An 11,485-nucleotide genomic window follows, 5' to 3' on the forward strand; every position below is an offset into this window, starting at 1 on the left:
AGTCAAAAAGTTTTTTATGCATGAATACATTAAATTATTTTCCATATTGCATTGTCAGGAATTAAAGGAGATTTATATAGATCTTCTGGTTCTTTAGTCAATACTCTCCAATTTGGAACTCTACAACTGACATAAGCAGGACTCTCTATTAAAACCCCGGGGTTCTCATCAAAAGTACAAGAAAAGCCTTCTTTCCAAAAACCGCCATTATTAAGGCTACCTTTGAACCAAACCCAGCATTTTGAAGTTTTCAAGATAAGCAAAAATTTAGTCTTATGTTAAATAAAATTTAAGTAATTTCTCTATAAATTTAATACTATCAAGATAATTATTGCTAATTTACGACTTTTGAAAAATATACTTTTGAGATTAGTATCAAGAGATTTAAAATTAAGGTAATGAAATTAGCTATCAATATTGGTGCAGAAGAAATTTTATAACCGTAAATAATCCAAGATAAGACGCCAATAATAAACATTATTAGAGTTGCTAATGAAACGTCATCAGCCTTTTTTGTTTTAAGAGTCTTTATTAATTGAGGTAGAAATGCGGCTGTTGTTAAAATCGCTGCAAAATATCCAAATATATCTGTTTTCATAAAAGTTAAAACTATTTTTTAATTAAATTGGATAAAAATTCTAAAGGATCTCTCATATTTGATGAATATCCAAGTACATCACTGGAAAAAAATTTATAAATAACTTGATTGTCATTATTTAATAAAAAAGAGGCTCCTCTTTGAGGTAGGTATTTTTCATCAAGTATATAATCACCCCAATTTTGGATTATCTCATTCATGTTATTTAACCTAAATGTTGCCAATTCAAATGGTCTCAAAAAACCATCCCCGAAAACTTGTCTAAAAGAATTACCTGAAAATTTTAGAAATTTTAAAACTTCAATTTCGTCAAATTCTGAATAAATTTGCTTTGCTTTACGGTCTCCCGTATAACCTCTAATCACCTCCTTGATTGTTTTAAAAGAATTTATTCCAGAAAGCATTAAAAGCATATTGATCCAGCCTCCTAGGCCAATATCTAATCCCTTTGCGACTTTAAGATTATTATGGATTTTATTGTCAGATACAATAATTAAATTTTCTTCAGGAAAGCCAGTAAATTCGCAGAATTTTTGTTTCCCATTTTGGTTGCCTATGGCAATGGCAAAAATATCTAAATTTTTATTTTGATCATTATCAATAAAATTTTTTAAATTAATTGCATATTCAAAGCTGTCAAAATCTCCCAACAACCCAAACAAAATAATTAATTTAAATTTTTTCTCTCCTTTAAAGTTATGTTTTTCAACAAGATTATTAATATCATTTTGAAATTTGTCAGTCACGATGGTGTAAATATTTTTATGAATTATTCTAAAAAAAATTTTCTTACTTTAATTAGTATAAAATTTTACATGAAAAAGTTTTTTAAGAAATTAATTTAATGTTTCTAGATTTTATTATTTTAAGGTAAACAATTTGAAGTTATGACTGTAGGAATTTATTACGCAACTACAACTGGAAAAACTGAAGACGTAGCTGATCGTCTCCACAACTTTATTTCTTCAGCAGAAGCACCTAAAGATGTATCTGATGTAGATGATCTTTCGGAATTCGAAGGTCTTGACGGGATTATCTGTGGGATACCTACTTGGAATACCGGAGCTGATGAAGAAAGATCAGGAACTGCTTGGGATTCAATCTTAGAGGATATTGGTGAACTAAGTTTATCAGGAAAAAAAGTTGCAATTTTTGGCTTAGGAGATTCTTCTACATATACAGAAAATTATTGTGACGCAATGGAAGAGCTTCATAGCTACTTCACCAAAGCAGGTGCCGAAATGGTCGGTTATGTGGATAAATCTTCTTATACATTTGATGAATCTAAAAGCGTCATTGGAGAAAGCTTTTGTGGATTACCTCTCGATGAAGACAGTGAATCTGATTTGACTGATTCTCGTCTTGAAACATGGGCTTCTCAGCTGAAAGGCGAAATCCCCTCATTGGCGTAAGCTTTCAAAGATATTACTCCCATAAATTTGTAACATTTGTTCTTTCAAAATATGTTTTTTTTACATAAGTAATTAAATCTGTAAAGAACATGTCAAAAAGAATACTGAATAGCAATAAGCTCAACTTGCTGTTTACTTAAATCAAGTGTTACAAACTTACGGAAAATCTGATGTCACCTATGACTGGTACGCAGGGAATTCGGGTGTTGTTGGCCGTTCAGGTAAATTCATAGCAGCTCATGCTGCCCATGCAGGATTAATGATGTTCTGGGCAGGAGCTTTTGGATTATTCGAATTGGCTCGTTACGACGCCAGTATTCCAATGGGTGCACAGAAAGCAATTGTTTTGCCTCACCTAGCGGGTATTGGAATTGGTGGTATTGAAAATGGTGTTATTACGGAACCATATGGAATTGTTGTAATTTGCACATTACATCTAATTTTCTCAGCGGTATTAGGTGCTGGAGGATTATTACATTCCAACAAATTTGCAGGCGATCTTGGAGATTATCCAGAGAATAGCAAGCCACAAAAATTTGATTTTGAGTGGGATGATCCCGATAAATTAACTTTTATTCTTGGTCATCATCTGATTTTTCTTGGTCTTGGAGCAATAATGTTCGTAGAATGGGCAAGAATTCATGGAATTTACGACCCAGCGATAGGATCTACAAGACAAGTTGTCTACAATTTAGATATTGCTGCAATTTGGAATCATCAATTTGATTTTTTAAAAATTGATAGTCTTGAAGATGTTATGGGAGGGCATGCTTTCTTAGCTTTCCTCGAAATAATTGGAGGAGTTTTCCATATTTGTACTAAACAATTTGGAGAATATACAGAATTTAAAGGAAAAGGATTACTCGGAGCAGAGGCTATTTTATCTTACTCAGTAGTTGGTGTTTCTTATATGGCTTTTGTTGCTGCTTTTTGGTGTGCTTCAAATACAACCATATATCCAGTAGATCTTTATGGAGAGCCTTTAAAGCTTCAATTTGAATTTGCACCTTATTTTACTGATACAGTTGATTTAGGTTCAGGAGCATACAGCTCAAGAGCTTGGCTTGCTAATACTCATTTCTATTTGGGATTCTTTTTCTTACAAGGTCATCTTTGGCATGCATTAAGAGCAATGGGATTTGACTTTAAGAAAATTGGTCAAGCATTTGACAATATTGAAAATACAAAAATTACTCAAAACTAGTTCAAACTAATAAAAAAACCTCTCCTTTAATAGGGAGGTTTTTTTTTGTAGACTATTGAATATATTCGATAAATTAATGGAGAATTTCAGAGAAATTGATTGTAAGGAGATTTTTCGAAAGGCTTATGAAAATAGGTACACCTGGAAGAATGAATTTAAAGGTTACAAAGGTAAATGTATTTTTTTGATTAATAATAATATCCATGAAGGTGAATTCTTATTAGGAAAAGACTTTAAACCAAATATTCAAAAAATAGAGGATGAGAAAATTGTTAAAAGTATCGCCTCTCAATTATTTGAAGTATGTATACACAGGGTAAAGAGAGAATTTAAAACCGTTCATTCAGAAAATAATTTTAATTTACTAAAAAATTCTGAAAGTGGGATTGAAATGAGTGTTTCAGGTAAGAATCAAGGTGATAAATATAGAGTTAAGAATAACTGCATCAATATGGTCTATAGAAAAATTCATGGAACTATAATTGAAATTTTTGTTGAAGAATTTTTTGATACAGGCTCAGGTTCCCTTAGTAAAAAATACACTAGTCAACAAATTGATCCAAATACACTTGAGACAAATTCTCAAAAATTGGAATACGAAGATGAATTTCTAAATATGGGTAAAGACGATTATTGGATATTAAATTCTAGGACAATAAAATACTTAAATCTAAATCAAGAAGAAGAAACACAAAAGTTTGTCTTCGAGGATTTAAGTTTATTAAAATAAAATTTCTTCATTTATTCTACCAATCTAAATCCTTTATCAAGTAGTTTTTGGTAAAGTAGCCTGGCTCTGAAGGCTAAAATTTGTTCTTCATTCTCATTACTAATTACATGAAAATAATTATTATCTAGTTTATTTTTGCTGAAACATACGTTTGCCTCTCCTAATCTTAAAGTCCAGTTTTCTTCTTTGGCTAAATGCTGATTAGGGCCAAGATCCCAAGGACATTTTTCAGGATACTTTTCTCTTTTAGATCCCATATTATTTATACTAACTATCCAATAGTAGTAAAGATTCAAATATATGGCTATTGGTCTTTGAAATGGCAGATTTTTTTAATTAGCTTTCTTAAATGTCCTTAAGAAAGTTTTTATCCTTTAGCCGCAATTAAGCAATAAAATGGATCTTTGTTTATCAAGTTAAAGATATTAAGGGAAGGTTGATTGAATTTTTTAATAATTTTTGGTTCTTTAAATCCGTTTGTGATTAATACTTTTCTTACATATTTGACTCTCTCTTCCTCATTAGAGGTAGTCCATATATTAGGAGCCTTATGCCAAAATGCTCTATTTGAAAAGGCAATTATAAATTTGCCCTTATTACTCAAAATTCTTAGAATTTCTCTTGTTAAATTTTCTGGATATTGTAGATATTGCCAAGCTGCGACCATTAGACAATAATCAACACTTTCATTATCTAAAGGGATTTCTTGATTTAAATTAAAATTTTGGATCCAATAAGAATCAAAAATTTTGTTTTTTTCCAGTTCTTGTTTGTTTAATCCATGCCCAATAACTTTTTTGTATCTTTTCCCATTAGGTAAATAGCTATCCCAACTTGACATTAAATCAAGGACAGTTGAACTTTCTGCTATTTCCTTTTCATAAATACCTGATAGATATTTTCTAAAGTTTCCGTCTAGATGATAAACAAATTTTGGGTTTGAATAAAATTCTTCGTCATTGCTTTCATCAAGTTTTGCTCTTTGATATTTATTTAAAACTTCCAAAACAATTTATTTAATAATATATCTCAAATCTAGTAAATAGAAATTCAAAATGTGTTTAGCAATTTTTTTTACATTAATTAAAAATTTTTAAAAGAACTAGACATCTATTCAAAAAAAGTTAAATTATTAATTAATAATTTAACTAAGATGATTGAATTCAAAAGGACAAAAAAAAGTAGGTCTAAAAGTGCTCTTTTCAATCCTTATGAAAATGGAATAAGTACCTATGACATAGCATATCTTTCATCCAAAAAAAGTTTAAAAAACAAAAATGTTCATCGAAAATCTCATAAGCAAAAAGAATATTTGGCTGCTTAGAGATGCCTTACATTAATATTTCGACTTCAGTAATACTGGAAGATAAAAAAAAATTACTTGAAGAAATTTCAATATTAATTTCCTCTTTAACTAATAAATCAAAAAGATTTGTTATGGCAAAATTAGAAGATAATTGCGAAATGTATTTTGACGACGAAAGACCTTGCTGCTTTTTAGAACTTAGTTCAATAGGCTCTTTAAACCCTTCAGAAATGTCAAGGCCATTATCAAATTTTGTCAATGAGAAAATGGGGATTCCATTAGATAAGATATATATTTCTTTTAATGATGTTTCCGCTTCAATGTGGGCATGGAATGGTAGAACATTTGGATAGCAGTCAACTTCTTATTGGATTGATAAATGGAAATAAATAGTTTGTTTGATCTAAATACTCTTAGATCAGCACCTAAATTAAGCAGAAAACAAATAAAAACACTACTTGAAGAGCTTGAAGTGAAAATTAATGATGCCGATTGGATAACTATAGGGATTATGGCAAACTCTGATAATGATGCTATCTCGACATTAAATTCAATTTCTAAAAAGTATGTCTCTGTTAAGTTCAGAGATTTAGAATCGCTTCATGCTAGGGGAAGTGTTTTTTTAAAAGGCAATCAAAAAACTGGCAATGTTTTTATTAGATCTGAGAATGGTCTTGGAGAGGGAATTTTATTGACTTGTCAGTATGATCACGAATCTAAAGAATCTAGCACTTTTGGACCATTACCATTAGATTTTTTTAAATAATTTATAGCATGTTAATGCCTGAATTTATTTGCTGGAGAAATAATTCTGAAGTTAAATTTGGTAAGTATTTTTCATAATTCCAATTATCAAAAAAAACTTTTAATTTTCTACAGTTGAGAATATAATTTTTCTTTTAAAAAAGTAATATTTAAAAATTTTTTATTTCTTCCTTTATTAGAAGCTTTGTTATTATGTCTTAAGGAATTGCCCCAAATTTCTCAAATTTTTAAAATAGATGTTATTTCAAGAGATAATTCAGAACTTAAACGAATATTGGTCTGAAGAAGGATGCCTAATAATGCAACCATATGATACCGAAAAGGGTGCTGGAACAATGAATCCTCATACTTTTTTAAGAGCTATTGGACCAGAACCATGGAATGTAGCATATGTTGAGCCATGCAGAAGGCCTACAGATGGAAGATTTGGTGAGAATCCAAATAGAGCACAACATTACTTTCAGTATCAAGTAATAATAAAACCTTCACCAGATGGAATACAGGAAAAATATTTAGCTTCATTAGAAAAATTAGGAATTAATCCTAAAAGACATGATATAAGATTTGTTGAAGATAATTGGGAGTCTCCTACTTTAGGAGCTTGGGGAGTTGGTTGGGAAGTTTGGTTAGACGGGATGGAAGTTACGCAGTTTACGTATTTTCAACAATGCGGTGGCATAGATTGTAAACCAATTCCAATTGAAATAACTTATGGTTTAGAGAGAATTTCAATGTTTTTGCAAGATAAGGAAAGTATTTGGGATTTAAAATGGAATAAAGATTTAAAATATAGCGATATTTGGCTTCAATTTGAAAAGAGTCAATGTGCTTATAATTTTAGTGAATCAAATCCTGAAAATATAATAAAATTATTTGAAATTTATCAGAATGAAGCAAGTGCTCTAATCGAGAAGAAACTTACGTACCCTGCACTTGATTTTGTACTTAAATGCAGCCACTCTTTTAATTTACTTGATGCAAGAGGAGTAATATCAGTTACAGATCGTGCACAGTATATTGAAAAGATTAGAAAGTTAGCTAGAGAAGTAGCATTGACATGGATTGAAGAAAGAGATTTGTTGGGATATCCATTAGAAAAAAAAAGGAATTTTCATAATACCCTTTGAGGATGGAAGGATGTAACAAAATATACATCCTCATATATCTAATTTTTCTTCCCTCTTTGGTTACACACGATACAGTATAGTTACCCATTCGTATGGGTTTTTTCCGTGTGAGGCAAAATGAAACTCTTCCAAAAATTGTTGGTTGCTAGTACAGCAGTTGGTCTTTTTGCGCCAATAGCTGCACAAGCTTCCGAAACAATGAATCTTGAAGATATGAATAGTTACGGACGTAAAGATTCAAAATCTCAAAGATTCGATAATAAAACATTCATTAACGAAGTTAGTGAAGAACTCGCGACTCTTAAAGGTCGTATTGATGGACTACAGGCTCAGCAGAATAATTTTGAGGCTGGCAGCTTCTCTGATACAACAACTCTTGATGGTAAAGCTGTATTTACAATAGGTGCTTTTGATAGTGATCCACACACTGTTACAACTGAAGGCGATGTTGTAGGTATGTATAGTTACACAATGAACTTGAATTCAAGTTTTACTGGTGACGATAATCTTTACGTAAGAATTAAGACTGGTAATGCTTCTGGCGCCGCAGTCGGAAAAGGTGAAGCTAATACTTACATCAGTGCTGCTAAAGGAAGTTCAGATGCACTTAAAGTTGATAAAATTTGGTACACAACTCCAATAGGTGAGAGCAACACAATTTGGGTTGGACCTAAAATTGAAAACTATTACATGCACGCAACAACCCCTTCAATATATAAGCCTGTTTTAAAGGCATTTACACTTGGAGGTAACGCTGCAGCTTATGGTGCAAGCACAAGTCCTGGAGCAGGATGGGCTTATAAAGCTGATAATGGCTTTGCTGTAAGTTCAAACTTCACAACTAAATCTGGAAATTCAACAGGATTATTAACAGATGAAGGAGCTACAAGTTGGGCTACCCAAGTTGGTTATACACAACCAAGATATTCTGTTTCAGCTATAGTTAACCAAAAGTATAATGGTTGGGCTGATACTTCTTACTTCACATCTGATGATGGTGCTGTAAGGCCAGGAGATGGTAGTAGTACAAACATTGGTTTAAGAGCTTGGTGGAGACCAGAAGAAACTGGATCTGCTACACCTTCAATTTCAGTAGGTTATGACACTTCTGAAACAGATGCCACAGGTAATTCAAATACAACAGCATATTTTGTTGGTCTTAACTGGCAGGATATTTTCAATGCTGATGACAGAATCGGTGCAGCTATTGGTCAGCCTCAAAAGCATGAGGATGATACAGTAGATCCATTCTTGTATGAGGTTTATTATGAATACAAGGTTAATGATTCAGTAACTCTAACTCCTACAGTCTTCGGTGGAACTCATAAGAACTCCAGCGATGTTGAAGTTGATATGTTCGGTTACGTTCTTAACACAACTTTCAAATTCTAAACTTCTATATGAAAATTAAAAAACGCCCTGAAAAGGGCGTTTTTTTTAATTGAAATTTTTTAAAAGCTTATTTTTTTCATAAAAATAAGTTATAAATCTACCAACAATTTTCCCCTTCTCCAATAGGAATGCAAGCACTAGATTTGGCTGCTTCATCAGCAAGCTTCTGGGCTTGAGCATCTAAGACAAAATCTGCATCTACGTCCATATCTGTGTTCCATTCTTTAAGTCCACCCATATCGTTTTCTCCACTATTCACAGATGATGAGATTGTTAGTGCACTTGTAGCAGCTATGAATATTGCGATAGAACTTTTTTTTGGCATTTCAAAACTTTTGATATTCCCATATATTGTAGATAGTTTTTTTTAAGTTTTCTATTTAATGTATAAAATGATTCTTTAGTCACCAAGTAATCTTAAGAGATTTGAATATGACTTAAAAATTAAATCCAATTCATCAGATCTACCATTTTTAGCGAGTAAACCTCTAGCACCTGCATCAAGATCAAACAAATATTCTCTTTTTTCTATTGATTTTACATAACTTTCAATCCAACCTACACATACTATTCTTTCTCCGTATTCAACTTTCTTAACTGAATGCAGGTGAGAACTAGGATAAATAATTATCTCTCCAGCTTTTAATTTGACTTCTTTTTCGTTATTTATCTCCTCAATAATTAGTTCTCCTCCTCCATATGAACTTTTATCTGTTAATGCTATGGTAAAAGATAAATCTGATCTTCCAGATGACATAAATGGATTATCTATATGTCTACCATATTCCATATTTTCAAGAGACTTCGTGAACATAATTCCATGAATTGTTTTGGGTAAGGCAAAACTTTTTATTAATGAATTAGATAGAATTTTATTAAGTATTAAATGAGAGTATTTTCTTGAAGTTTTTGAGTCCCTATTTAGTTGCATATTATTTTTAACTTTTGAGGCATGACTTCCAGCTGTTTTTTTACCATCCTCCCAAGCTTGGGATTCTTTATTTAGGTCTTTAATTAATATTTCAATTTCATCTTCAATGAGAAGTTCGCAAGTTAAATAATTCATTTGATGTATAAAAAATGATACAAGTGAAGGTATAGAAAATATCTTTTAAAGGCTTAGTAGAGAAGATAGATATAAAGTAACCATAGATACTAATTTGTAAAAGTGCAAAAATTTAAAAAATTATTCTATTCAGCTTTATCATGTACTTTTCTTTTTAATGTTATTGCTCCTGTTAATGCTACAGAAAGAGAAGTTAAGGTTTATTCAGGAAGACATTACAACACTGATAGAGGTGTTTATAAAAAATTTGCTGAGGAAACAGGGATTAAAGTACGGTTAATTGAAGCTTCAGGTATTTCTTTAATTGAGAGATTAAAAAGGGAAGGGAAAAATTCACAGGCTGATTTGATTTTGCTTGTTGATGCAGCAAGAATTACTAATGCAGCAAAAGCTGGCTTACTTCAGAGTATTCAATCATCAAATTTAGAAAATGACGTCCCAGATGGTTTGAAAGATCCTGGTAAGGAATGGTATGCATTAACAAGAAGAGTCAGAGTTATGGTGGCAAACCCAAAAGTGGTAGATGTTGAAAAAATTAAAGACTACACCGATCTTGCTGATCCATCTTTGAAGGGTAAAGTTTGTTTAAGAAATAGAAAAAGTCCATATAATCAGTCTTTAGTAGCTAATCAAATAGTCAATAAAGGTGAGATGCAAACTAAAGCTTGGTTGAGTGGAATGATTTCAAATGTTTCTCAACCTTTTTTCCCAGGAGATATTTCTATAGTTAGAGCTGTTGCTAAGAAAAAGTGTGGAGTAGGTATAGTAAATCACTATTATGTAGCAAGAATGCTTGCAGGTGTAAATGGGAGGAGAGATGCTTTGTATGCAAAAAAAACATCAGTTATTACACCTAATCCAGCTCACGTGAATATAAGTGCTGGAGGAATTGCTAAATATTCAACAAATAAAACTGAAGCTATTAAATTACTTGAGTATTTGGCATCCCCAAAAGGAAGTAAAGGTTTAGCGGCTCCAACTTTTGAGCACCCTCTAAAAGAAGTAAACCAGAATGAAATAGTCAGAAAATTTGGGAAATTTACTTCTGATAAAGTTACAATTGAAGAACTCGGGATTAACAATTCTCTTGCTATAAGATTAATGAAAGAGACTGGTTGGGATTGAAATAATTACACATTAAGGAAAAAAATAATATTTTATTTATTTATAGATATTCTTTAAATAAGGAGAGGTGGCTGAGTGGTCGAAAGCGAACGACTCGAAATCGTTTAATAGGGATCTATTCGTGGGTTCGAATCCCACCCTCTCCGGATTTTTTTAGTATCTGACGGTGTCAGAGAAATTCTGCTAATTTCAAAATCTTTGAAATAATTGCAATAAAAATAAATATCGGTATTCTTTTCTCTAAATTAGTATCTGACAATATCAGGTGAGTTCAGGCAATATCTTTTTTATCTAAAAGTATTGTTAGAAATGAGACTGATTATGGACTCGAATTTTTTTTGTGCTATCAAAATACGCTTCGGAAAAATTTGCCCCGTACAATTTTGTACCGGATAAATTTGCTCCACCAAAATTTGCTCCGGATAACTCTGTATATGATAAGTTTGCACCAGATAAATTTGCCCCAGATAAATTTGCATCAGATAAGTTTGCGCCAGATAAATTTGCATCAGATAGGTTTGCGCCAGATAAATTAGCACCGGATAAATTTGTCAGAGATAAATAAGATTTAGATAAATTAGTGTTAGTTAAGTCAGCACCAATAAAATTTGCAAGATAAAAATCTAATTCTGATAAATCCTGCCCAGAAAAATCAATATTTTTGAAATCACATCTTTTACATTCATTTGTTGTTTCAAATTTGTGTAATTCTTTATGTCCAAAGGCAAAATTGAGGTGGGAAAATATTAATCCCGCAAAA

The 11,485-nt window shown here is 31.5% G+C and carries 17 protein-coding genes and 1 tRNA gene; 10 read left to right on the forward strand and 8 right to left on the reverse strand.

What is annotated here, in order from left to right; genetic code table 11:
- Window positions 1-29: 29 nt before the first annotated feature.
- The 3 genes from EV01_RS07770 to EV01_RS07760 all read right to left on the reverse strand — a co-directional run bounded on the left by EV01_RS07770 (window position 30) and on the right by EV01_RS07760 (window position 1,344).
- A complete protein-coding gene (locus EV01_RS07770) occupies window positions 30-254 on the reverse strand; it encodes a hypothetical protein (RefSeq protein WP_032518350.1) in 225 nt (74 codons plus the stop codon).
- An 80-nt stretch (window positions 255-334) separates the two neighbouring features.
- Window positions 335-598: a SemiSWEET family sugar transporter gene (locus tag EV01_RS07765; RefSeq protein ID WP_032518351.1), complete on the reverse strand. Its 264-nt coding sequence runs from the start codon at window positions 596-598 to the stop codon at window positions 335-337.
- A gap of 11 nt (window positions 599-609) precedes the next feature.
- Window positions 610-1,344, reverse strand: coding sequence for an AhpC/TSA family protein (locus EV01_RS07760; RefSeq protein ID WP_032518352.1), 735 nt, complete (start codon window positions 1,342-1,344; stop codon window positions 610-612).
- A gap of 141 nt (window positions 1,345-1,485) precedes the next feature.
- On the opposite strand from EV01_RS07760, the gene fldA reads away from it, so the two are divergent.
- The 3 genes from fldA to EV01_RS07745 all read left to right on the forward strand — a co-directional run bounded on the left by fldA (window position 1,486) and on the right by EV01_RS07745 (window position 3,944).
- A complete protein-coding gene (fldA, locus tag EV01_RS07755) occupies window positions 1,486-2,010 on the forward strand; it encodes a flavodoxin FldA (protein ID WP_011818786.1) in 525 nt (174 codons plus the stop codon).
- A 145-nt stretch (window positions 2,011-2,155) separates the two neighbouring features.
- A complete protein-coding gene (locus EV01_RS07750; RefSeq protein ID WP_025935256.1) occupies window positions 2,156-3,214 on the forward strand; it encodes a chlorophyll a/b binding light-harvesting protein in 1,059 nt (352 codons plus the stop codon).
- 76 nt (window positions 3,215-3,290) lie between these two features.
- Window positions 3,291-3,944, forward strand: a complete 654-nt coding sequence (locus EV01_RS07745; RefSeq protein WP_032518353.1) for a DUF3386 domain-containing protein — start codon at window positions 3,291-3,293, stop codon at window positions 3,942-3,944.
- Window positions 3,945-3,955: 11 nt separating this feature from the next.
- Here the strand turns inward: EV01_RS07745 and EV01_RS07740 are convergent, their stop codons facing one another.
- Complete coding sequence (locus EV01_RS07740; RefSeq protein WP_002807817.1) at window positions 3,956-4,201, reverse strand: hypothetical protein; 246 nt, start codon at window positions 4,199-4,201, stop codon at window positions 3,956-3,958.
- A gap of 110 nt (window positions 4,202-4,311) precedes the next feature.
- The gene (locus tag EV01_RS07735) at window positions 4,312-4,950 is read right to left on the reverse strand and encodes a methyltransferase domain-containing protein (protein ID WP_032518354.1); all 639 of its coding nucleotides are present in this window, start codon (window positions 4,948-4,950) and stop codon (window positions 4,312-4,314) included.
- 147 nt (window positions 4,951-5,097) lie between these two features.
- On the opposite strand from EV01_RS07735, the gene EV01_RS09595 reads away from it, so the two are divergent.
- From EV01_RS09595 to EV01_RS07715, 5 genes are all read left to right on the forward strand, one after another.
- Window positions 5,098-5,268, forward strand: a complete 171-nt coding sequence (locus EV01_RS09595) for a hypothetical protein (RefSeq protein WP_193741431.1) — start codon at window positions 5,098-5,100, stop codon at window positions 5,266-5,268.
- Window positions 5,269-5,270: 2 nt separating this feature from the next.
- The gene (locus EV01_RS07730) at window positions 5,271-5,603 is read left to right on the forward strand and encodes a phenylpyruvate tautomerase MIF-related protein (RefSeq protein WP_032518355.1); all 333 of its coding nucleotides are present in this window, start codon (window positions 5,271-5,273) and stop codon (window positions 5,601-5,603) included.
- A 26-nt stretch (window positions 5,604-5,629) separates the two neighbouring features.
- The gene (locus EV01_RS07725; protein WP_032518356.1) at window positions 5,630-6,016 is read left to right on the forward strand and encodes a DUF1824 family protein; all 387 of its coding nucleotides are present in this window, start codon (window positions 5,630-5,632) and stop codon (window positions 6,014-6,016) included.
- Between the two features lie 235 nt (window positions 6,017-6,251).
- Window positions 6,252-7,142, forward strand: a complete 891-nt coding sequence (gene glyQ, locus EV01_RS07720) for a glycine--tRNA ligase subunit alpha (protein WP_032518357.1) — start codon at window positions 6,252-6,254, stop codon at window positions 7,140-7,142.
- A gap of 117 nt (window positions 7,143-7,259) precedes the next feature.
- The gene (locus EV01_RS07715) at window positions 7,260-8,534 is read left to right on the forward strand and encodes an iron uptake porin (protein ID WP_032518358.1); all 1,275 of its coding nucleotides are present in this window, start codon (window positions 7,260-7,262) and stop codon (window positions 8,532-8,534) included.
- Between the two features lie 97 nt (window positions 8,535-8,631).
- Here the strand turns inward: EV01_RS07715 and EV01_RS07710 are convergent, their stop codons facing one another.
- Both EV01_RS07710 and EV01_RS07705 read right to left on the reverse strand, forming a co-directional pair.
- Window positions 8,632-8,859, reverse strand: coding sequence for a hypothetical protein (locus tag EV01_RS07710; protein ID WP_032518359.1), 228 nt, complete (start codon window positions 8,857-8,859; stop codon window positions 8,632-8,634).
- Window positions 8,860-8,934: 75 nt separating this feature from the next.
- Window positions 8,935-9,600 (reverse strand): Fe2+-dependent dioxygenase, encoded by a 666-nt coding sequence (locus tag EV01_RS07705; protein WP_032518360.1) that lies wholly within the window; start codon window positions 9,598-9,600, stop codon window positions 8,935-8,937.
- A gap of 102 nt (window positions 9,601-9,702) precedes the next feature.
- On the opposite strand from EV01_RS07705, the gene EV01_RS07700 reads away from it, so the two are divergent.
- Together EV01_RS07700 and EV01_RS07695 are read left to right on the forward strand one after the other, a co-directional pair.
- Window positions 9,703-10,725, forward strand: a complete 1,023-nt coding sequence (locus EV01_RS07700; RefSeq protein ID WP_032518361.1) for an extracellular solute-binding protein — start codon at window positions 9,703-9,705, stop codon at window positions 10,723-10,725.
- Between the two features lie 61 nt (window positions 10,726-10,786).
- Window positions 10,787-10,871, forward strand: a tRNA-Ser gene (locus EV01_RS07695).
- Window positions 10,872-11,028: 157 nt separating this feature from the next.
- On the opposite strand, the gene EV01_RS0108750 is transcribed toward EV01_RS07695, so the two are convergent.
- The coding region (locus tag EV01_RS0108750) for a pentapeptide repeat-containing protein (protein ID WP_206537810.1) at window positions 11,029-11,485 on the reverse strand (457 nt) is incomplete at its 5' end.

It is taken from the genome of Prochlorococcus marinus str. MIT 9401 (assembly GCF_000760095.1).
Classification (GTDB): domain Bacteria; phylum Cyanobacteriota; class Cyanobacteriia; order PCC-6307; family Cyanobiaceae; genus Prochlorococcus_A; species Prochlorococcus_A marinus_I.